Origin of the sequence: Grimontia sp. SpTr1 (assembly GCF_947387585.1) — a bacterium.
Classification (GTDB): Bacteria; Pseudomonadota; Gammaproteobacteria; order Enterobacterales; family Vibrionaceae; genus Enterovibrio; species Enterovibrio indicus.
In genome coordinates this window covers 14,369-35,730 of record NZ_CANDOD010000019.1, presented here as the reverse complement: position 1 = coordinate 35,730, position 21,362 = coordinate 14,369, and the positions used below count along the sequence as shown (strand labels likewise).

Below are 21,362 nucleotides of genomic sequence, written 5' to 3'. Positions count from 1 at the left end.
GAAAGAGAACCCATGTCTACTTTACAGATAGATAAACTAAGAAACATCGCGATCATCGCGCACGTTGACCACGGTAAAACCACCCTGGTTGACAAACTGCTTCAGCAGTCTGGCACCCTGGAAACCCGTGGCGAGCACGAAGAACGCGTCATGGACTCGAACGACATCGAGAAAGAGCGTGGCATTACCATTCTGGCGAAGAACACCGCGATTAACTGGAATGATTACCGCATCAACATCGTAGATACCCCAGGACACGCCGACTTCGGTGGTGAAGTGGAACGTATCATGTCGATGGTTGACTCTGTACTTCTGATCGTTGACGCAGTTGATGGCCCAATGCCACAAACTCGCTTCGTAACGCAAAAAGCGTTCGCACACGGTCTGAAGCCAATCGTTGTTATCAACAAAATCGACCGTCCTGGCGCGCGTCCTGACTGGGTAATGGACCAGGTATTTGACCTGTTCGATAACCTGGGTGCTACTGACGAGCAGCTGGACTTCCAAGTGGTTTACGCATCAGCATTGAACGGTTGGGCGACACTGGAAGAAGGCGAAACCGGCGAGAACATGGAACCACTGTTCCAGGCTATCGTTGATAACGTATCAGCACCAGAAGTTGATACCGAAGGCTCTCTGCAAATGCAGATCTCTCAGCTGGACTACAGCTCTTACGTTGGCGTTATCGGTGTTGGCCGTGTGACCCGTGGTTCTGTAAAACCTAACCAGCAAGTGACCATCGTAGGTGCTGACGGTAAGACCCGTAACGGTAAAGTCGGTACTGTACTGGGTTACCTGGGCCTTGAGCGCCATGACGTTGCATCTGCAGCGGCAGGCGACATCATCGCAATCACAGGTCTGGGTGAGCTGAAAATCTCTGACACCATCTGTGACGTGAACGCGGTTGAAGCGCTTCCAGCGCTGTCTGTTGACGAACCAACTGTGACCATGACTTTCCAGGTAAACACCTCTCCTTTCGCAGGTAAAGAAGGTAAGTTCGTGACTTCACGTAACATCCTTGAGCGTCTGCAGAAAGAACTGGTGCACAACGTTGCACTGCGCGTTGAAGAAACTGAAGACCCGGATAAATTCCGCGTTTCAGGTCGCGGTGAACTGCACCTGTCTATCTTGATCGAAAACATGCGTCGTGAAGGCTTCGAGCTTGCTGTATCTCGTCCAGAAGTTATTCTGAAAGAAGAAGATGGCCAGCTGATGGAACCGTTTGAGACCGTGACCATTGACGTTCAGGAAGAGCACCAGGGCGGCATCATGGAGAAAATCGGCCTGCGTAAAGGCGAGCTGAAAGACATGTCTCCAGACGGTAAAGGCCGTGTACGTATGGACTTCATCATGCCATCTCGTGGCTTGATTGGCTTCCAGACTGAGTTCATGACCCTGACTTCTGGTTCAGGTCTGATGTACCACACCTACGACCATTACGGTCCACACAAAGGCGGTAACATCGGCCAGCGTAACAACGGTGTACTGATTGCGAACGCAGCGGGTAAAGCCCTGACTAACGCCCTGTTCAACCTGCAGGAGCGTGGTCGTCTGTTTATCGGTCACGGTGTTGAAGTTTACGAAGGCATGGTTATCGGTATTCACAGCCGTGACAACGACCTGACTGTTAACGCCCTGAAAGGTAAGCAGTTGACCAACGTACGTGCATCAGGTACTGATGACGCACAGGTACTGACTTCACCAATCAAGTACACACTGGAGCAGGCTCTGGAGTTCATCGATGACGACGAACTGGTAGAAGTCACCCCAGAAAGCATCCGTATCCGTAAGAAACTGCTGACTGAAACTGACCGTAAGCGCGCAAGCCGCGGCAGCAAGTAAGCCTTCTTAGGAACGTAAAAAAGCCTCCCGGTTGGGAGGCTTTTTTGTCTCTATCGCTTTTTTTCTGCGTTATTTGACGAACTTGTTGTAAACAAACAGCAGGATAAGTGCGCCCACTGTTGCCATTACGATGCCGCCAATGCTAAGACCGGTTGTGGTGCCAATGCCCAGTAGTGTGCTGACCCAGCCACCCACCACGGCGCCCGCAATACCCAGCAGGGTAGTGATGATGAAACCGCCACCGTCTTTTCCTGGCATGATCCACTTCGCGAGAATACCTGCGAGTAAGCCAAGAATGATCCAAGAAATAATGCTCATATTTTCTCCTCCAAGTTGAGAAACGGTACTACCGTTGAATGCAGGCAGTAAATTGCCTGGGCACACATTACGGCAGTTTGTCTCACACCGTCTGTTTCAAAATAGAGAAAATCATTGAGACGCCTTGAGATATGAACCTTAGTTCTTTAGGGTTGCCAGGAAGCGCTCTGACTCTGCAATAGCGGCTTGCATGTCTTTGATTGCACGATTTATTTCATGTTCTAAACCAGCAAACTCTCCCTTCAAAGCACCAATCGCAGCGGCATTGAGGTTGTGCTTCAGGTAAAGGGTGTTATCACGTAATGTGTCGAGAACCGGCTCCATTTTGCTTTCTGCTTTTTTCATCGCAGACAGCATTTGTGCGTAACTGCGTTCGGTTTCCTTGAGTTTACGTTCGCTGTCACGGCGAAGCGTGGCACTGGAATAGAGTGACAATTCTTCGCGCCACTCATCAAACAGGGCATCAGACACATCTTCTACGGCTTCGATGCGCTCGCGCACATTTTTCACCGCAGCTTCGCTGTCTTCATATTGATCGTTGATGGTGTCGTACATTGTTTGTAACTCTCCACCATCAAAATTAGTCAGAGTGGTGAGTGCATCAAGTGCACTGGTAAACTGCTCGCTGGCTTCCTGCTGTGCATCGGAAGCAGCCTCAACGCGATCGGCCATGATGTCACGCTTATGCACGCCAACCTTTTCCATGGTGGCGTAGTAAGCTGACTGACAGCCAGCCAGCGTAAAAAACAAAAGCAGGGTGGAGATGAGGCGCACGGTACACTCCTTCGTGTATGATTAATTTTCTAAATAAAGACTATGGTTGAAGCATTGGAACGACTCAAGCATTCATTGCCCAAGGTAGGGCAAATTCTGTTCGCCTTCACAAGGCATCTTATTCGACGTGTTATTCATGACCGCCTGACAGTGACTGCCGGTTACATGGCTTATGTCACTTTGCTGTCGCTGGTACCTCTCATCACTGTGGTGCTGTCAGCATTATCGTTAATCCCAGGCTTTGCGGATGCCGGCGATCAGATCCGCACTTTTGTACTGCATAACTTTGTCCCTGCCTCCGGTGATGCGTTGGAGCAATACCTCAACCAGTTTGTCGCTAACGCAGGTAAGATGACTGCTGTCGGTGTGGCCTTCCTGTTTGTGGTGGCCTTGATGCTGATCTCCGCTATCGACAAGAGCCTGAACTACATTTGGCGAATCAAGCACAAGCGCGCGCCTGTGGTGTCGTTTTCTATTTACTGGATGGTGCTGACCCTTGGTCCTGTGTTGGTGGGCAGCAGTCTGGGTGTGAGCTCTTATCTGGGGTCATTGAACCTGCTTGAGCTTGATGGGGCAGACATATGGGCGCCAACCCTGCTGAAGTGGTTGCCGTTTTTGCTCACCGGTCTGGCATTTTTGGGGCTCTATACGCTGGTACCTAATTGTCGGGTGCGTCTTGCACATGCATCTGCCGGGGCTATATCCGCTGCTCTGCTATTTGAATTCAGCAAAAAAGGCTTTGCCTTCTATGCCACCAATTTCCCGTCCTATGAACTGATTTACGGTGCGCTGGCTGTGGTCCCTTTGCTGTTTGTCTGGGTCTATCTCAGCTGGTGTATCGTGCTGATTGGTGCTGAGATCACCGCTTCGCTCGGCGAGCGTCAGATGTGGGAAACTCCCACTCCTTCAGAACCAAAACAACTTACTGATAATTAAGACGATAAGAAAGGAGCTGCTATGATTGCGCTTATCCAGCGAGTAAGCGAAGCCAGTGTGGTGGTTGACGGCGAGACCGTCGGTGCGATTGGCAAAGGGCTGTTGGTGCTGCTGGGTGTTGAAAAAGGCGATGACGATAAGAAAGCGCATCGCCTGCATGAGAAGGTGTTGGGTTACCGCGTGTTCAGTGACGAAAACGACAAGATGAACCTGAACGTGCAACAGGCGGGTGGAGAGGTACTGGTGGTTTCCCAGTTCACGCTGACAGCTCTCACTAACAAAGGGATGCGTCCCAGTTTTAACGGCGCGCCTCCGGCGGAAGCGGATCGTCTTTATCAATTGTTTTCGCAATATTGTCGCGAAAGCGGTGTCAAAACAGAAAATGGTGTGTTTGCAGCCGATATGAAAGTGAGCCTGGTGAATGATGGTCCGGTGACTTTCTGGCTGCAGGTTTAATAACCCAGTTGGGTTCACGAGGAGAGAAACAGGATGTTTCGGTTAATCACCCCTACCAAGGATGATGAGCTTCAAGCGTATTTTCATTTTCGCTGGAAGATGCTTCGTGAACCTTGGCGTCTGCCGGAAGGCTCTGAGCGTGACGCCTATGATGTTGGTTCTCACCACCGCATGATTGTTGACGCTAAAGGTGAGCCGATCGCCATTGGCCGTCTTTACCTGACACCGGACAACGACGGCCAAATTCGCTACATGGCCGTGGCTCCGCAATATCGACAGCGTGGCTTAGGTGCACTGATCCTGATGACGCTGGAATCGCTGGCACGCCAAGAAGGCGCGAAACGACTGGTCTGTAACGCCCGTGAAGACGCCATTGGTTTCTATAGCCAGAACGGTTTTGTCAATCAGGGTGAGCTGAGTGAAGAGCGCGGCCCTGTGCGTCACCAACAGATGCTGAAAACCCTCGATATGATGTCCGATGTAGTGCGCCGCCCGGAATGGTGTCACGAACTTCAGCAGCGCTGGGAACAGCAAATCCCCATCAGCGACAAAATGGGTATCCGCATCAATCAGTTTACCGGCTACCGCTTTGAAATTTGTGCGCTGCTCAATGCCAACCTCAACCCCCATGACTCCATGTTCGCAGGCAGTGTGTTCAGCATGGCAACCCTTGCTGGTTGGGGGATGGTATGGCTGCTGATGAAAGAGCGTCAGTTATCAGCAAGCATCGTGCTGGCTGACAGCCATATCCGATACCGTCGGCCGATTCTGGAACGTCCACGCGCTGCGGTATCTCTTGATGGGCTAAGTGGGGATCTCGATCGCCTTGAAAACGGCCGCAAAGCCCGGGTGAAACTGGAAGTCACTTTCTACAGTGGCGATGATGTGGCGGGGACCTTCACAGGCACTTACATGCTGGTTCCTGAGCAGGAAAAAGCAGCAGATACCATTGAAAGCCAAACATTACTGTTTGGCTGATTTTCCAACTTGTTTACTGGCGTGAATGGGACAATCCGCCATTGCCCGTCACCAGATCCCATTGTCCCGACAACGTTGAGCGCTGTCCTTCCTGCACTAAACTGAGCGGAGCCAGCCCAATCCGGCCGCGATCGGCAGCGATTTTCACTTCGCCAAGACTCACTGGCAGTGCCACCTTCTCCGCTTCCCCGCTTTTATCCGCAAACAACATCAACAAAGATTGACCGAAGGATTCTCCTTGGTTAGCGAGCATCACGGTACGGTGCGGTGTGGCTTTGAGATCTCCGGTCAGGCTGTAAGCCAGACTGTCCTTATCACCACCCAGTGCAGAGACTCGCACTGACAGATCATGTTCACCTTCAAGAGGCAGGTTCAGACCCAACCAGCGCGAATAAATGGCGGTTGGCAAACTGAGCCCTGTGCCTTCAAACAGCCAAGGACGACTTGGGTTGGTTAGGTCGGCATTGGCCTTAGCGGCCAGCTGGCCTTGTTGAAACGTCAGGCTCAATGGGTCAAGCCGCCATACGCCATCTTCGACACGCATTGCCAGATACGGAGAGGAAACCGGAATACGGTTGATGCTGGCGGCTTTAGCACTCCCCGTTAGCTCACCTAGCCACATCCCGTTGTGACTGGCTTGCCTTAGCAGTAAATCTTTTCCTTTCAGGTTGAGACCCATCACCTGCAGTGGGAAAGCCGGATCTGGCACAGTGATGTTCGTGTGTCTCACAGTAAGGTTGTTCAACCGAATATTGTCAAAACCCTTCCAGTACGTCGAAAGTGACCGGGACAACCCGTCTTCAAGCTCAAGGGTGAGTCCATTCAACACTAGTGAGCGCAATGAAAGTGACGCTGGTGTCATGTCACCGGCAAAGGAGATATACCCCTCGTCATCTACTTTGGAGGAAAAGGCACCGACCTCGATACGTGCAGGGGAAAGCGACATCTCTGCCAGTACATCGGTCAAGAGCCACGTATCGTAGTTAATCAAATTGGCATTGAAAGAAAGCAGGGAGGAAGCATCGTTGGTAGCCCACACCAACTCGCCGCCCCGCAAGTTGACCGATTGCGCCGAGAGGTTTAGGTGCTCGAGGGTAAGCGTGTCCAGAGATGCACTGACATCCAGCAAATCAAGGCGGTTGATGGCAATGTCGTAATCTTCGCTCAGCGATGCCCACATTGCAGTGAGATTCGAAAGGTTATCAGAAGGCTCAATACGTGCGTCACTCAATGTAAGCTGGTGGAGTGTGACCTTGCGGTCCTCAATGGTGGCACTGCCAGTGATATTGCCAAACTGGCTGTTAAACGACAGGCCCCAAATTTCCCATTTTTCCTCATTCAGCTCACTGTCGAGCAAGAGGTTGGTCAGGGTCTGACCGTCGATAGAAAGAGAGGGTGCCGAGAACTGGAACTGTCCCTGCCAGCTTCCCCATTTCTCTTCGGTATTTTGCCAGTTGGCGATTTGAATATCGGCATGGTCAAACGCAAACGCACTGCTTTGGTAGGCGACATCGTCCAGCGCAAGATGCTTTATCGACAGTGATTCCGGAAGTGCCGCTTTGTCGGCCAAATCAATCGTCGCTTTGCGGATCACTGCGCTTTGCAATACCAGCGAACCATCAATGGAGTCCCAAAGCGACAGCGCTGCTGAAGCGTAGCCTGCACGGTAAAGGGTGTTTTCTGTTTCCTGTTCAACCAGTTCTGGCTCAATCAGTGTGAAGGAAAAAGGCGAGAGCAGATCGTAATCCAGCGAGGTGGCACGCAAGGTATAAGGCGTGAGAGTTGCCACGGTTTTTTGCACCAATGGCAGGCCGTAATTCGTGCTGAGTACGGTGATAAGCGCACCCAATGCGACCAAGGTGATAATGACAAGCGAGGCAAACAACTTGGCGAGGAAACGCATTTGGCGATGTTCTCTCTATGGTTATCAGATGCGAAAGGGGCAGCGTGTTACGCCGCGATTCTGTTGAGGTTGGCGCAAAAATCAACGTTATTCAAGCAGTAATCTGTTTCAGCGCCAAGGCAATGGAGGAATTTAGAGATTGTCCGTCAAACTGCAAAACAAAAAGCCCCCGGAGCAGGGGGCTTTCTATCTTTATGTTTGTGGCGACTGTCGGTTAGTCTAGCTGCGGGCCTGCTTTCACCAGCGCCTGACCTTCTGGGGTGTCAGTGTATTTCGCAAAGTTGTCGATAAAGCGTTTTGCCAAATCTTCGGCTTTGCTTTCCCACTGCAGAGGGTCAACGTAAGTGTCACGAGGATCCAGAATATCTGGATCAACATCGTGCAGCTTCACAGGCACTTCCAGATTGAAGATTGGCACCACTTTGGTTTCAGCTTCTTCAATCGAGCCGTCCAGAATCGCATCGATGATCGCGCGGGTATCCTTAATAGAAATACGCTTACCTGAGCCATTCCAGCCAGTGTTGACCAGATAGGCTTCTGCACCTGACGCTTCCATACGCTTCACCAGTACTTCTGCATACTTGGTTGGGTGCAGAGTCAGGAACGCATTGCCGAAGCACGCTGAGAAGGTTGGGGTTGGTTCGGTGATACCACGTTCAGTACCCGCCAGTTTGGCGGTGAAGCCAGCCAGGAAGTGGTACTTGGTTTGCTCAGGCGTCAGTTTAGACACTGGTGGCAATACACCAAACGCATCGGCAGACAGGAAGATCACTTTGTTAGCATGGCCGCCTTTCGATACCGGTTTCACAATGTTTTCAATGTGATAAAGCGGGTAAGAAACACGGGTATTTTCTGTTTTTGAACCGTCGTCGAAATCAATGGAGCCGTCGTTGCGAACGGTGACATTCTCGAGCAGTGCATCGCGACGAATCGCATTATAGATGTCTGGCTCAGCTTCTTTAGACAGCTTGATGGTTTTTGCGTAACAACCGCCTTCAAAGTTGAAGATGCCGTTGTCATCCCAGCCGTGCTCGTCATCACCGATCAGTGCACGTTTTGGGTCGGTAGATAGTGTGGTTTTCCCCGTGCCGGAAAGGCCAAAGAAGACAGCCACTTCGCCGTCTTTGTTCATGTTGGCGGAGCAGTGCATAGAAGCAATGTCTTGGAGCGGAAGGAAGTAGTTCATCATCGCGAACATACCTTTCTTCATTTCACCGCCGTACCAGGTACCACCGATGAGCTGCATACGCTCAGTCAGGTTAAATACCGTGAAGTTTTCGGAGTTCAGACCATGCTCCTGCCACTTCTCGTTGACGCACTTCGCACCGTTCATGACCACGAAATCAGGTTCAAAGTTTTCCAGCTCTTCTTCGGTTGGGCGGATAAACATGTTTTTCACGAAGTGTGCCTGCCAGGCCACTTCGGTGATCACGCGGATGCTCAGTCGGGTATCGGGGTTGGCGCCACAGTAACCATCAATCACAAACACGCGTTTGCCTGATAGTTGGCGGGTAACGAGGGCTTTAAGGTCATCCCAGACGTGTTGGTCGATAGGCTTATTATCATTCGTTCCTTGATCTGACCACCACAGGGTGTTTTCGGTAGTGTTGTCGCGCACAATGTATTTGTCTTTGGGAGAACGACCGGTAAAAATCCCGGTATCGACAGCCACTGCGCCTAGCTCCGTTACAGTGCCTCTCTCAAATCCTTCCAGCTCCGGCTTTGTTTCTTCAACGAAAAGTTGTTCATAGGTAGGGTTACGAACAATCTCTTTAACATCGTGTAAGCCGTGTTTTGACAAATCGATATTATTTGCAACCTTTTTTTCGACGTTCATGACAGTCATAGGTGCTCCTTGGGTAAGATGTAATGTAACTGTCGTCCATGCTAGCAACCTGAATTAGTCAATTCAGAGAGTTAACTCAAAAAATAACCACAAACAAATTAAGGGTTTGTAATAGTCTTAACCAGTCTGTACTTATAATATTACCGTCATGTTGCGCATGTGTGCCACACGAGATTGGTTATTATTTGTACAAAATTAAGAGGTTAGCGTTCAGCGTATTTTTTTTGCGAAAAGTGGAGATTCGGCAGAATAAAACCGGCTCAGAGGCCGGTTTTTGAGGGATTTTTAACCATTAATTATTTAAGAAAATTATTAATGTACGGCTTCTGATGACGGGCCGTTTTGGTCAAAAATTGCTGAAATATCAACAGAGTCGAACTCGTAGTCAGCACCGCAGTAGTCGCAGTGAAGTTTGATATTTCCGGTCTCAGCGACCATTTTTTCAACTTCCTGACGCTCAATGGCAGCAATTGCAGAAGCGCTGCGCTCACGCGAGCATGAACACTTGAATGTCACACTTTTCGGCTCGTAGACTTTCACATTTTCTTGGTGGTAAAGACGGTATAACACTTCCTGCGCTTCCAGCGAGAACAGCTCTTCGTTTTTCACTGTCTCAGTCAGTTTTGCCAGATGGTCGAAGTCGTCTTCTTTGCCCATGCCATCCGGCAATACTTGCAACAGCATGCCAGCCGCTTTTGATTGGCCGTCCGCTTCCCCGGTGCGCAACCATAGACGGGTTTTCAGCTGTTCAGAACGTGCGAAGTAATCTTCCAGACATTCCTGAAGCGTGTCACCTTCCAAACCGACGATGCCTTGGTAGCGCTCTCCTTGCTCCGGCTCGATGGTGATCACAATGTGACCTTTACCCATGAGTTCTGGCAGGGTTGCGGTTTCTGGCAGATCGCCGTTCCAGCGTGCCGTGCCGCGAAGCACCTGATTGTGGTTACCGTTGATAACAATCAGAGATACTGGGCCGTCACCTTGAATTTGTACGGTAATACTGCCTTCAAACTTCAGCGTTGCTGTCAGCAGGCTGGTTGCGACCATCAGCTCGCCCAGCAGGTTTTTTACCGGTGCCGGATAGCTTTTGCTGCCCGTCAGCTGTTGGAATGAATCAGAAAGTTGAACCAGTTCGCCGCGTACAGAGACGCCATCGAACAAGTAACGGTGCAGACTGTCTTGTGCCATGGGATAACTTCTCCGGCGTTAATCGTTACTGTGTCTAAATTTGATAATATCGCGTCGCTGCTTTTTGTCAGGACGACGATCTGGACTTGGGTTGTGTGCATTCAGCTGACGCTCAAGGCTTCGTTGTTCCCTGCGCGACACGCTTTCATTGGTTTCACTGTAAAGGGCCTGAGCCTCAGGCGCGCCGCGGCGACGCTCACTCAGTTGCTCGACGATGATGATTTTCTCATCAAAGCCTTGTCTCAGTTTGATCTCTGCGCCGATTTCTACCAGTTTGCTCGGTTTGGAACGTTGGCCGTTGTAGTGAACCTTGCCACCATCAATCATATTTCTGGCGATGGTTCGGGTTTTATAAAAACGTGCCGCCCACAGCCATTTATCCAGTCTGACCTGCAGATCCTGATCAAAATCGTTATCTTTCGAGCCCACTAGACACTCCTTTACATTCGGGGGGCTAAACTTATCACGTTTGCTGAATACGATCAGCATCACAATTCGAGCTCTTATATGGTGTCCATTCGTCTAACTTTCAAGCCGCAATGGAATCATTCAGACAAAAATCAGTTCTCACTTATCGGCAATGGACAAGAAAACAGGTAAATTGGTGAGTCAATTTCATATTCTTATTCTAAGGTGCCAAAAGGCATCAGATTGCGGCAATTGACTGAATGGCAATGAAGTGCCGATGTTTGTAACAGGAAAAACATGTCTTCGAATTTTGGGATAAAGCGCTTACCTGTCTGGGCGCAACCACAACTAGGAAAAGCGTTCCCGGCTACACTCGCGAAGTGGGTAATGCGTTTGCTGGTATTGATACTGGCATGGACGCTGGGAAGACTGGTATGGGTTTGGGTGCCCAACTCTGCGCCTGAAGCCGTTTCCGGTGCGCCCGCTGCTGCGGCGACAGTTGTTGCACAGGGACCAGCCTATCAGCTTGACCAATTGGTCAACCGTCACTTCTTTGGCCAATACAGCGCCAAAGCCGCTCCCGTTGAGAAAAAACCTGAACCTGTCGTCGAGGCTCCTCGTACCCGCCTGAATCTGACCTTGGTGGGGCTGGTCGCAAGTTCCGAGCCTGATCGCGGTTTGGCTGTGATTGCCAACCGTGGCTCGCAAAAAACCTACGGCATTGGTGAAGCGATAGAGGGGACGCGGGTTATTCTTCGTCAGGTGCAAACCGATCGCGTCATTTTGCGAAACAATGGGCGTGATGAAGCGCTGATGCTAGCGGGGGTCGATTATAACCAGTCCAGCTCTTCCCCGGCGCCAACTCGGGCGCAAAGCAAACCAAATATTCCTAAGAACACGGGTGAAGCTGACCTGAGCAATGTGAAAGCAGAAATCATGAATAATCCGCAAGCATTGCTGAAATACATCACACTGTCTCAAGAGAGAAACGAAGAAGGGCTGGTGGGTTATCGCCTTGGGCCGGGTGGAGACAGCCGCCTGTTTGAGCAGGCAGGCCTTCAGTCTGGCGACGTTGCTGTAGGCATCAATGGTGCTGACTTGACCAACCCGGCAGAAATGAACCGTATTTGGCAAAGCTTGTCTGATGCCTCTGAAATCAGCCTTACCGTCCAGCGTGACGGTCAATTGCACGAAATTTATATCGGTCTGTAACTGGACTGGAAACGGAGAACGAAGTGAATACGTGGAAAAAACGTAAAACATCCTGGTTAGTTGCAGGTGTGCTTGCCATGCAAAGCATGGGAGCTTGGGCTGCCGAATTCAGTGCCAGTTTCAAGGGAACAGATATCCAGGAATTTATCGAGATTGTCGGACGCAACCTCGAAAAGACCATCATTGTTGACCCAGCGGTGCGCGGCAAAGTGAATGTGCGCAGCTACGACGTGCTGAATGAAGATCAGTACTACCAGTTTTTCCTCAACGTACTGTCGGTTTACGGCTTTGCTGTGGTGGAAATGGAAAACGGTGTGCTGAAAGTGGTGCGTGACAAAGATGCCAAGCAATCGGCAATTCCGGTGGTGGGCGACAATGACAATATTCAGGGCGATGCGGTTGTCACCCGCGTGGTTTCAGTGAAAAACGTCTCTGTACGTGAATTGTCTCCATTGCTGCGTCAGCTGATTGATAACGCTGGTGCCGGTAACGTGGTTCACTATGACCCAGCCAACGTCATCATGATCACAGGCCGTGCAGCGGTGGTAAACCGTCTGGCAGACATCATTGAGCGTGTCGACCAGGCCGGTAACAAAGAAGTGGAAGTGGTCAACCTTAAGCATGCTTCAGCATCAGAAATGGTGCGCATCGTGGAAAGCCTGAACAAACAAGGTGACGGCAAAAGCACGCCACAACTTCTCCAACCAAGTTTTGTCGCCGATGAGCGCACGAACTCTGTACTCATCTCCGGCGAGCCACAGGTGCGCGACCGAATTCGCCGTCTGATCAACCAACTTGACCGCGAAATGGCAACTGTTGGCAACAATCGTGTGATTTACCTTCGTTATGCCAAAGCTGAAGACGTGGTCGATGTACTTCAGGGCGTATCAGAAAATCTGATTGCAGAGAAGCAAGGTGGCCAGAAAAGCACTACCGGTGTCGGCGGGGACGTGAAGATCTCTGCGCACAAAGGCACTAACTCGCTGGTTATTACTGCGCCGCCAGACATTATGCGAGCGTTGGAAGGTGTGATTTCACAGCTTGATATTCGCCGTGCCCAGGTACTGATTGAAGCGATGATCGTCGAAATGTCAGAAAGCGACGGTGCAAACCTCGGTATTCAGTGGGGTTCACTGGATGGCGGTGGTATCCAGTTTGGTAATACCGGCGTACCAATCACTAACTACTTGGCTGCGCAGGAAGAAGCGAAAGACAAGACAACGACAGAGTCGCGCTTCGACAACAATAACAACCTGGTTCAGGTGCCAATTACTGAGTCTGGCGACCCAACGGCGATTGCAGAAGTGCTGGGCGGTGTCAGTGGCCTTGCTGCCGGTGTAGTCTTCGGTGACTGGACCGCTCTGGTGACTGCAGTGTCGACCAACAGTGATTCCAACATCCTTTCTTCGCCAAGCCTGATGGTATTGGATAACGAAGAAGCTTCGTTCATCGTGGGTGAGGAAGTGCCTGTTGTGACGGGCTCTGCCACAGGTTCCAACAACGACAACCCATTCCAGACCGTTGAGCGTAAAGATGTCGGTGTGAAACTCAAGATCACTCCGCAAATCAACGAAGGTGATTCTGTACAGCTCAACATCGAACAGGAAATCTCGAACGTACTGGGCGCAAGCGGCGCCGTCGATATCCGCTTTGGTAAGCGTCAAATCAACACCTCGGTACTGGCGGCTGATCAACAGATGATTGTACTGAGTGGTCTGATCGACGAGCAAACCAACGAGAGCGAGCAGAAGGTACCTTTGCTGGGTGATATCCCGATTCTTGGCCACCTGTTCAAATCTACCTCGTCAGGCAAAACCAAGCGTAACCTGATGCTGTTCATCAAACCGACGATCATCCGTACTGGTCTGACCGCCGATGGCATCACACAGCGTAAGTACAACTACATCCGCGCCGAGCAAATTTTCCGTGCGCAGGAAGAAGTGAAACTGATGCCGGGCGTGACAACACCAGTACTGCCGGAGTTTGGCTCTGATTTGACCATGCCTGCGGAAGTACGCGCCATCATGGCTGAGTTGAGGTAAGGCCATGGAATTGCTTTCCCAGGAAACGGAAGTTGAAGCAGAACTGGCTCAGGACCTTGATGCCCCAATGGTAGCCACAAGGCTGCCATTTGGCTTTGCCAAGCGCCATGGCGTGGTAGTGGAGCGAACAGAGAGCGGGTTCCTGCTGTACTACCGTGACCAGCCAAAGCCTGCAGTGCTTAATGAAGTACGCCGCGTTCTCGGTCATGGCTTTACACCGATCCAGCTGCGTTCAGAAGATTTCGAGCCTAAGTTGACCCAGCTTTACCAGCGTGACTCTTCCGAAGCCCAGCAATTGATGGAAGACATCGGCGCTGACAGTGACGATTTTTTTGCGCTGGCCGAAGAGCTGCCACAGAGCGAGGATTTGCTGGAATCGGAAGATGATGCGCCAATCATCAAACTCATCAACGCCATGCTGGGTGAGGCCATTAAAGAAACGGCTTCTGATATCCACATCGAAACCTTCGAGAAGAGCCTGTCTATCCGCTTCCGTGTGGATGGTGTGCTACGTGAGGTCTTGAGCCCTAGCCGCAAGCTGGCACCACTTTTGGTTTCGCGTATCAAGGTCATGGCGCGACTCGATATTGCGGAGAAGCGCGTGCCACAGGATGGTCGTATTTCACTGCGTATCGGCGGACGCGCGGTAGATGTGCGTGTATCGACCATGCCTTCATCCCACGGCGAGCGTGTAGTGCTGCGTCTTCTCGATAAGAACGCTACCCAGCTTGATTTGGAAAGTCTGGGTATGACTCCGGCGGTTCACGACAACTTCCAGCATCTTATCAAACGCCCGCACGGTATCTTGCTGGTGACCGGTCCGACAGGCTCGGGTAAGTCGACCACGCTGTATGCAGGTCTGACGGAGCTTAACAGTGCGGAGCGAAACATTCTGACGGTTGAAGACCCTATCGAATTTGATATCGATGGCATCGGCCAGACACAGGTGAACACCAAGGTTGATATGACATTCGCCCGCGGTCTTCGCGCCATTTTGCGTCAGGACCCGGATGTGGTGATGGTCGGTGAGATCCGTGACCTTGAAACCGCGCAAATCGCGGTGCAGGCGTCACTGACGGGTCACCTTGTGATGTCGACCCTTCACACCAATACCGCAGTCGGTGCAGTGACCCGTCTTCGTGATATGGGCATCGAGCCTTTCCTTGTGTCTTCCTCGCTGCTTGGCGTGCTGGCACAACGACTGGTGCGTACCCTGTGTCCGGATTGTAAAGAACCTTATGAAGCGGATGCTCAAAGCAAAGCCTGGTTTGAGTTGTCAGAAAACGAACCGTTGACGCTTTACAAAGCTAAGGGCTGTAAGAAGTGTAACCACAAAGGCTATCGCGGCCGTACCGGTATCCACGAGCTTCTGGTCGTTGATACCCAGGTTCAGGAGCTCATCCATAACGAAGCGGGTGAGCAGGCGATTGAACGTTATGTTCGCGAGTCCACGCCGAGTATCCGTGCTGATGGCCTGATGAAAGTTCGCAAGGGCCAGACCACGCTGGAAGAAGTCCTGCGTGTGACGCGGGAGGGCTAATGGCAGCGTTTGAATACAAAGCGTTAAATGCCAAAGGCCGCACCGTAAAAGGCGTTATTGAAGCAGACACGGCGCGTCAGGCGCGCCAAATGCTGCGTGAGAAGTCACTGGTGCCGATGGAAGTGGCGCAAACGCATGAAAAAGAGCAGCAAAAGCAATCTGCTTCTGTCGGATTCAAACGCGGGATCAGTACCAACGAACTGGCGCTGTTGACCCGTCAGCTTGCGACGCTGGTGCAGGCAGCCATGCCATTGGAAGAATGTATCAAAGCTGTTGCCGACCAATCGGAAAAGCAACGACTCAAGAACATGCTCACCGGCGTGCGCGCAAGGGTGGTCGAAGGCTACACGCTTTCTGACAGCCTTGGCGATTACCCTCATGTGTTTGACCAACTGTTCCGCGCCATGGTAGCGGCCGGTGAGAAATCCGGTCATCTCGGCCCTGTGCTTGAGCGTCTTGCCGATTACGTGGAAAACCGCCAGCAAGTGAAGAACAAACTGATTCAGGCCATGGTTTACCCCATGGTACTGACGGTCGCTGCGATCGGTATCGTTGCCTTTTTGCTGGCAACCGTGGTGCCGGACATCGTGGGCCAGTTCCTGCAAACCGGGGCTGAGCTGCCAAACATCACCAAAATATTGCTCGCGGCGAGCGATTTCGTCACCAATTGGGGACTGTTGGTGCTGGGTGTCTCGGTGGCTTTGTTCGTAATGTTCCGTGTGATGCTCCGAAACGCAGAGCGTCGCCTAGGCTGGGATAGAAGCGTACTTGGTATGCCTGTGGTTGGGCGGGTTGCGCGGGGGCTGAATACCTCACGCTTTGCTCGTACTCTGTCGATTTGTACATCAAGCGCCATTCCCTTGTTGGATGGGATGAAGGTTGCGGCAGACGTGATGACCAATACCTGGGTAAAAAGTAAAGTTCTGGAAGCGTCTGATCGCGTCCGGGAAGGGGCGAGCCTTCGGGTATCGCTGGAAAAGTCGAAACTGTTTCCACCCATGATGTTACACATGATTGCCAGTGGTGAGCGAAGTGGTGAGCTTGAGCAAATGCTGACCCGCGCGGCTGACAATCAGGACAGAGACTTCGAATCTCAGGTCAATATCGCACTGGGGATCTTCGGGCCTTTGCTCATCATTGTGATGGCGCTAATCGTACTGTTTATTGTCGTGGCAACCTTAATGCCAATTATCCAGCTCAACAATATCGTGGGCGTGTAACCACAACTCGCTGCCAAGCAGTGTTTTTTCAGGAGAGATAGAAAATGCAACGTCGTCAACAGGGCTTCACCCTGCTGGAAATCATGGTTGTTATCGTTATTTTGGGTGTGCTGGCAAGTTTGGTGGTACCAAACCTGCTGGGTAACAAAGACAAAGCTGACCAACAAAAAGCCGTCACTGATATCAGTGCACTGGAAAATGCGCTGGATATGTACCGCTTGGATAACAGTGTTTACCCAACCACCGATCAGGGCCTGGATGCGCTGGTATCAAAACCGTCTTCGTCGCCAGAGCCACGTAACTACCGTCAGGATGGTTACATCAAACGTCTGCCGCAAGATCCTTGGGGTAACCAGTACCAATACCTGAATCCGGGTGAGCACGGCACAGTCGATATCTTCACGCTGGGTGCAGATGGTCAGGAAGGCGGTGAAGGCGTGAATCAGGACATCGGCAACTGGAACATGCTGGACATCAACTAATCGATGAGAAGAGGGCGCCCGTCCGGGTTTACATTGCTGGAAATCCTGCTGGTGATGGTGCTGCTGGCAATCAGCGCTGTCATCGTGGTGCCCAATCTTCCACAAAACAAAAGTGATGAAGCCAAGGAAGAAGCCCAGCGCTTCTTCCAGCTCATTCAACTTTGGACTGAGCAGTCATTGCTGACAGGGCAGACGTTTGGCCTCAACGTTGAAAAAGACGGTTACCAGCTTCTTCGCCTGACCCGTGAGGATTGGGAGCCAGTAGAGCAAGAGCGAAACATTACGTCCGTTACCTTGCCTGAAGGGCTGGTGCTTGATTTAGAAGTCAGTGGCTTTGTGTCTGAAGAAGATCGTTTGTTCGACAGAGAAAGCCTGTTCGACGAAGAGATGTTTGCTGACGAGGAGAACAAACCGCCCCAGCCTCAGGTTGTCCTGATGGGGAACGGCGAAATTATTCCATTTACCCTGACCATCGTGGCGGACAAAAAACGCCTCTGGCAGGTGAAAGGCAATGATGTGGCAACATTCGAAGTGAAGAACTTGAATGAGGATAAAGAGTGAGAAAGCGTCGCGGCTTTACCCTCATTGAAGTCTTGGTAGCCATGGCGGTATTCGCCGTGGCGGCAATGGCGGTGCTTAATGCCACCGGCCAACATGTTAATTCTCTGGGCGTATTGGAAGAAAAAACCTTTGCGTCCATGGTGGCAGACAATCAGCTGGCGCTGTTTGTGCTGGAAGACAAACCAGTGACATCAGCGAAAAATGGCAGCTCGAAAATGGCTGGGCGCGAGTGGTTCTGGACGGTGAAACCTATCCCGACCTCTGACAACCTGCTTCGGGCGGTAGATGTGATTGTCTGGGCGGATGAGCGTCGTCAAGGCTCTCTGGTATCGGTGAGGACATATGTGCCTGCGAACTAAGAGAGCGAAGGGTTTTACCCTGATTGAAGTGCTGCTGGCGTTGATGATTTTCGCCACCCTGAGTCTGGCGGCGAATCAGATTTTCCGGAACGTCATTAACAGCAACATACAGACAGAAGAAGTGGGCAATGCACTAAAAAGCCTGCAACGCACACTATTAATCATGGACAGCGATTTCCGTCAGATGCTGGCACGCCAATACCGAAATGGTGGCGACGAAGCCAAAGAAACCTTGTTGGAACTTGGTGACGATTTACTGGATTCAGAATCGCAGGGGATCCGATTTGTACGCGGTGGCTGGATTAACCCACAGCAGCTTTTCCCTCGTGGAGAAGTGGTGAAGGTGGGGTATCGCATTCAGGATGACACACTGGAGCGCATCCGCTGGATGTACCCGGATGACAGCTCAGCGACGGAACCTGCTTCCATGCCTTTGCTGGAGGGTGTGACAGACATTAAGTTTGAGGTGCAGGGCTCAGATGGCTGGAAACGCGATTGGGACACGCCGCTCGAAATGCCAAAAGCCATCCGGGTGACGTTGGATACCGAGCGCTACGGTGAGCTAACCCGTATTTATCTGCTGCCAGGACAAACTCTGGCACCGCCGGCGGGGAATACGCCATGATGAAGCGTCGGTCACAACGCGGCGTTGCCCTTTTGGTAGTGCTACTCATCATGGCATTGATGACCACGGTTGCGGTCAGCATGTCGGGTAGGATGTTTGTGAACTTTAACCGGGCTGAAAGTCAGGTGCGGTATCAGCAGGCCTACTGGTACGCTCAATCGGTTGAATCTTTGGCCCGTTTCGGTATCGAGGAAAGCTTCGACAGTAACGATACTGTGACCCTCAGTCAGCCGTGGGCTGTACGTGATCAGGTTTATCCGCTCGATGGTGGTCAGGCGACGGGTAATGTTTACGATCGACAGGCGTGTTTTAACGTCAACGGACTTCGCAGTGTGAAACCGACGGAAAATGGCACTAACCCTAAAATGGTGGTGTCGTTTCAACAGCTGATTGAATCGCAGGGCATCGACAGCTTTGAAGCGGAAACTGCGGCGGCGGCAACCTGGGAGTTTGTCGATACCGACACCAATGTCCAGTCGCCGCTAGGCGTGGAAGACAGTGAATACGAAGCGCGTCCCGTGCCACACGTAGCGCCAAACAGTTTTATGGCGGACATCTCTGAATGGCGTGCCATCAATGGCGTGACGCAGGATATGTTCGACAAAGTCGGTTCGCTACTTTGTGCGATTCCCAGCGATAAGTTGGTGGTGAATGTTAATACACTGACCGAGGAAGATGCGCCAATATTGAGCGCCATCTTCCACCCGAACCTCAGTGAGGATCAGGCAAAAGAATTGATCAACGGAAGAAACGCCGTTGATGGCTGGCAGGACGTGGCCAGCTTTATGGCCGAGCCAGTACTGGCGGGCATTGAACAAGATGAAAGGGAACGACTGCAGCAATATTTGGATGTGCGCAGCCGCTACTTTGAATTGGATACAGAAATTACCCTCGACAGCGTGACGCTGAGACTGCGCTCTTTGCTGCAGAGGGATGACAACGGCGCGGTAACCGTTATCCGTCGTCGCTTTGGAGGAATGAGTGAGCGAGATCCTGACAATCAGGCTTAACAGTGATCCGCAGGAGTTGATCCCCTGGCTGGTCTGGTCGCCAGCCCAGCAGGAAGTGATTGCTTCTGGTGAAGCCGAGAGCTTGTCACAGCTGACGGATTATGCGGCTGAGCGGGACGTGGTGGCATTGGCTGACAGTGCTGCTATCACGCTGACTACCGCAATGATTCCTGCGGGAAGTGAACGCCAGCTCGACACCGTTTTACCCTTCCTTTTAGAAGATGACTTGGCACAGGATGTTGATCAGGTTCATATCACCTTGCTGGGGAAAAGCGGCGAGCTTGCCAGTGTTGCTGTGGTCGAGCACAAGCTATTACAGCGTTGGCTGGACGACTTGACTGACGCTGGACTGCACGTTCGTAAGCTGGTGCCGGATTGCTTGTGTTTGCCAATGCATGATGATGGCTACAGTGCGGCGAATCTGAGCCATCGCTGGCTGATGCGCACCGGCGAAACAGAGGGCAGCGCCGTCGAAGAAGGTTGGCTGCCAGTTTGGATGCAAAGCATTAACAGCCTCCATGAAGAGGATGGCGGTATTAAAACCGTCTACAGCTATTCAGATGTCCCGGAAGACATGGGTGACAACTGGAAAACCGAACCATGTGAGCTGGTGATGCTTCTTCTTGCCCAACAGGCGATGCAAAGCCGCCACAACCTGCTGGCAGGACGATACAAACCACAGAACCAAATCTACAAACACCTCAAACCTTGGCGCGGCGCAGCGATTGCAGCTGCCGTGTTATTGGCCGTGCTGGGTGGTGAGAAAATCGCAGACATCTACCAGATGGAAGCACAAGCTGCGCAATACCGCGAGCAAAGCGAAGCGAAAGTGCGCGCACTTCTGCCACAGAACCAACGTATTCCAACCACCAGTTATATGCGACGCATCATAGAAGGGGAAGTGAGCAGACTCTCCGGTGGTGGCAACCAATCAGGCGTGATGGTGTGGATGTCCGAATTAGGCCCACTGTTAGAATCTGCGCCGGGCATCCAGCTTGATGCGCTTCGGTTCGATCAGGATCGTGGGGAGCTTCGTTTGAATGCGCGTGGAAAGGATTTCGGAGACTTCGAAAAATTGCGTGAAGCCTTGTCGACCAAATACAACACGGAGCTGGGGCAGCTAAGCCGCGATCAGCAAACCGTGACCGGCGCCTTTGTATTGCGTAAGGAGCCATCATGAACGCATTGATTGCTTATTGGAAAGGCCTCTCCCGCCGCGAGCAACGTTTGCTGAGTGTCGCAAGCGCAGTGTTGGTTGTGGGTGTGCTTTACTGGGGTGTCGTCAGTCCATTACAAGAGCGTGCCGAGCAAGCCCAACAACGCTTGAATAGCGAGCGTAGCTTGCTGAGTTGGGTGGATGGCAAAGCCGCCGAAATCCAAGCGTTGCGCCGTGTGGCTGGAAACAGCGGTCAGGTGAGCGCCCTCCCACTTAACCAATCTGTGACTACGTCTGTTAAGCGTTATAACCTTGAAATTGTGCGTTTGCAGCCTCAACAGGAAGAAATTCAGGTGTGGCTGAAACCGATGCCATTCAATTCACTTATCAGCTGGCTCGATTACTTATCGATTAATCACGGCGTCGAGGTGAAGTTTATTGATGTGGGCAAAACCGACACTCAGGGTGTCGTTGAAGTAAAACGACTGCAACTGGGAAGAGGGTAA

General features: G+C 51.7%; 21 protein-coding genes. 15 read left to right on the top strand and 6 right to left on the bottom strand.

Annotation, left to right across the window (positions count from 1 at the left end):
* Positions 1-12: 12 nt before the first annotated feature.
* Positions 13-1,842 carry a translational GTPase TypA gene (typA, locus tag QL223_RS21500; protein ID WP_046305085.1) on the top strand — a complete coding sequence of 610 codons (1,830 nt, stop codon included), beginning with the start codon at positions 13-15 and terminating at the stop codon, positions 1,840-1,842.
* Positions 1,843-1,911: 69 nt separating this feature from the next.
* Here typA and QL223_RS21495 read toward each other — a convergent pair whose 3' ends face one another.
* Complete coding sequence (locus QL223_RS21495) at positions 1,912-2,160, bottom strand: GlsB/YeaQ/YmgE family stress response membrane protein (RefSeq protein ID WP_002539716.1); 249 nt, start codon at positions 2,158-2,160, stop codon at positions 1,912-1,914.
* 138 nt (positions 2,161-2,298) lie between these two features.
* Positions 2,299-2,934 (bottom strand): DUF2959 domain-containing protein, encoded by a 636-nt coding sequence (locus QL223_RS21490; protein ID WP_002539717.1) that lies wholly within the window; start codon positions 2,932-2,934, stop codon positions 2,299-2,301.
* A gap of 42 nt (positions 2,935-2,976) precedes the next feature.
* Here QL223_RS21490 and QL223_RS21485 point away from each other — a divergent pair, with 42 nt between their 5' ends.
* The 3 genes from QL223_RS21485 to QL223_RS21475 are packed head-to-tail and all read left to right on the top strand — an operon-like array spanning position 2,977 to position 5,304.
* The gene (locus QL223_RS21485; protein ID WP_002539719.1) at positions 2,977-3,870 is read left to right on the top strand and encodes a virulence factor BrkB family protein; all 894 of its coding nucleotides are present in this window, start codon (positions 2,977-2,979) and stop codon (positions 3,868-3,870) included.
* A gap of 21 nt (positions 3,871-3,891) precedes the next feature.
* A complete protein-coding gene (gene dtd, locus QL223_RS21480; RefSeq protein ID WP_002539721.1) occupies positions 3,892-4,326 on the top strand; it encodes a D-aminoacyl-tRNA deacylase in 435 nt (144 codons plus the stop codon).
* A 33-nt stretch (positions 4,327-4,359) separates the two neighbouring features.
* Entirely contained in the window at positions 4,360-5,304 is a 945-nt protein-coding gene (locus QL223_RS21475) for a bifunctional GNAT family N-acetyltransferase/hotdog fold thioesterase (RefSeq protein WP_046305078.1), read from the top strand.
* A gap of 13 nt (positions 5,305-5,317) precedes the next feature.
* Here QL223_RS21475 and QL223_RS21470 read toward each other — a convergent pair whose 3' ends face one another.
* The 4 genes from QL223_RS21470 to hslR form a co-directional block, all read right to left on the bottom strand.
* Positions 5,318-7,207: an AsmA family protein gene (locus tag QL223_RS21470; protein ID WP_281545929.1), complete on the bottom strand. Its 1,890-nt coding sequence runs from the start codon at positions 7,205-7,207 to the stop codon at positions 5,318-5,320.
* Positions 7,208-7,421: 214 nt separating this feature from the next.
* Positions 7,422-9,053, bottom strand: a complete 1,632-nt coding sequence (gene pckA / locus QL223_RS21465) for a phosphoenolpyruvate carboxykinase (ATP) (RefSeq protein ID WP_046305074.1) — start codon at positions 9,051-9,053, stop codon at positions 7,422-7,424.
* A gap of 312 nt (positions 9,054-9,365) precedes the next feature.
* On the bottom strand, positions 9,366-10,241 hold the full coding sequence (gene hslO / locus QL223_RS21460; RefSeq protein WP_002539728.1) for an Hsp33 family molecular chaperone HslO: 876 nt from the start codon (positions 10,239-10,241) through the stop codon (positions 9,366-9,368).
* A gap of 18 nt (positions 10,242-10,259) precedes the next feature.
* Positions 10,260-10,670, bottom strand: coding sequence for a ribosome-associated heat shock protein Hsp15 (hslR, locus tag QL223_RS21455; RefSeq protein ID WP_281545928.1), 411 nt, complete (start codon positions 10,668-10,670; stop codon positions 10,260-10,262).
* Positions 10,671-10,946: 276 nt separating this feature from the next.
* On the opposite strand from hslR, the gene gspC reads away from it, so the two are divergent.
* From gspC to QL223_RS21400, 11 genes are read left to right on the top strand one after another with little or no spacing between them, the layout of a single operon-like run.
* A complete protein-coding gene (gspC, locus tag QL223_RS21450) occupies positions 10,947-11,861 on the top strand; it encodes a type II secretion system protein GspC (protein ID WP_281545927.1) in 915 nt (304 codons plus the stop codon).
* Between the two features lie 23 nt (positions 11,862-11,884).
* Positions 11,885-13,903 (top strand): type II secretion system secretin GspD, encoded by a 2,019-nt coding sequence (gene gspD / locus QL223_RS21445; protein WP_281545926.1) that lies wholly within the window; start codon positions 11,885-11,887, stop codon positions 13,901-13,903.
* Between the two features lie 4 nt (positions 13,904-13,907).
* Complete coding sequence (gene gspE / locus QL223_RS21440; protein ID WP_281545925.1) at positions 13,908-15,443, top strand: type II secretion system ATPase GspE; 1,536 nt, start codon at positions 13,908-13,910, stop codon at positions 15,441-15,443.
* Complete coding sequence (gspF, locus tag QL223_RS21435; RefSeq protein ID WP_281545924.1) at positions 15,443-16,663, top strand: type II secretion system inner membrane protein GspF; 1,221 nt, start codon at positions 15,443-15,445, stop codon at positions 16,661-16,663. The genes gspE and gspF overlap by 1 nt, the downstream gene beginning before the upstream one ends.
* A gap of 44 nt (positions 16,664-16,707) precedes the next feature.
* The gene (gene gspG, locus QL223_RS21430; RefSeq protein ID WP_002539739.1) at positions 16,708-17,145 is read left to right on the top strand and encodes a type II secretion system major pseudopilin GspG; all 438 of its coding nucleotides are present in this window, start codon (positions 16,708-16,710) and stop codon (positions 17,143-17,145) included.
* Positions 17,146-17,148: 3 nt separating this feature from the next.
* Positions 17,149-17,706 carry a type II secretion system minor pseudopilin GspH gene (gene gspH, locus QL223_RS21425; RefSeq protein WP_046305070.1) on the top strand — a complete coding sequence of 186 codons (558 nt, stop codon included), beginning with the start codon at positions 17,149-17,151 and terminating at the stop codon, positions 17,704-17,706.
* Positions 17,703-18,065, top strand: coding sequence for a type II secretion system minor pseudopilin GspI (gene gspI / locus QL223_RS21420; protein ID WP_281545923.1), 363 nt, complete (start codon positions 17,703-17,705; stop codon positions 18,063-18,065). Before gspH ends, gspI begins: the two co-directional genes overlap by 4 nt.
* Entirely contained in the window at positions 18,049-18,690 is a 642-nt protein-coding gene (gspJ, locus tag QL223_RS21415) for a type II secretion system minor pseudopilin GspJ (RefSeq protein ID WP_281545922.1), read from the top strand. Before gspI ends, gspJ begins: the two co-directional genes overlap by 17 nt.
* Positions 18,690-19,700 carry a type II secretion system minor pseudopilin GspK gene (gene gspK, locus QL223_RS21410; RefSeq protein WP_281545960.1) on the top strand — a complete coding sequence of 337 codons (1,011 nt, stop codon included), beginning with the start codon at positions 18,690-18,692 and terminating at the stop codon, positions 19,698-19,700. Before gspJ ends, gspK begins: the two co-directional genes overlap by 1 nt.
* The gene (gene gspL / locus QL223_RS21405; RefSeq protein ID WP_281545921.1) at positions 19,672-20,880 is read left to right on the top strand and encodes a type II secretion system protein GspL; all 1,209 of its coding nucleotides are present in this window, start codon (positions 19,672-19,674) and stop codon (positions 20,878-20,880) included. Before gspK ends, gspL begins: the two co-directional genes overlap by 29 nt.
* Positions 20,877-21,362, top strand: coding sequence for a type II secretion system protein M (locus tag QL223_RS21400; protein WP_046305064.1), 486 nt, complete (start codon positions 20,877-20,879; stop codon positions 21,360-21,362). Before gspL ends, QL223_RS21400 begins: the two co-directional genes overlap by 4 nt.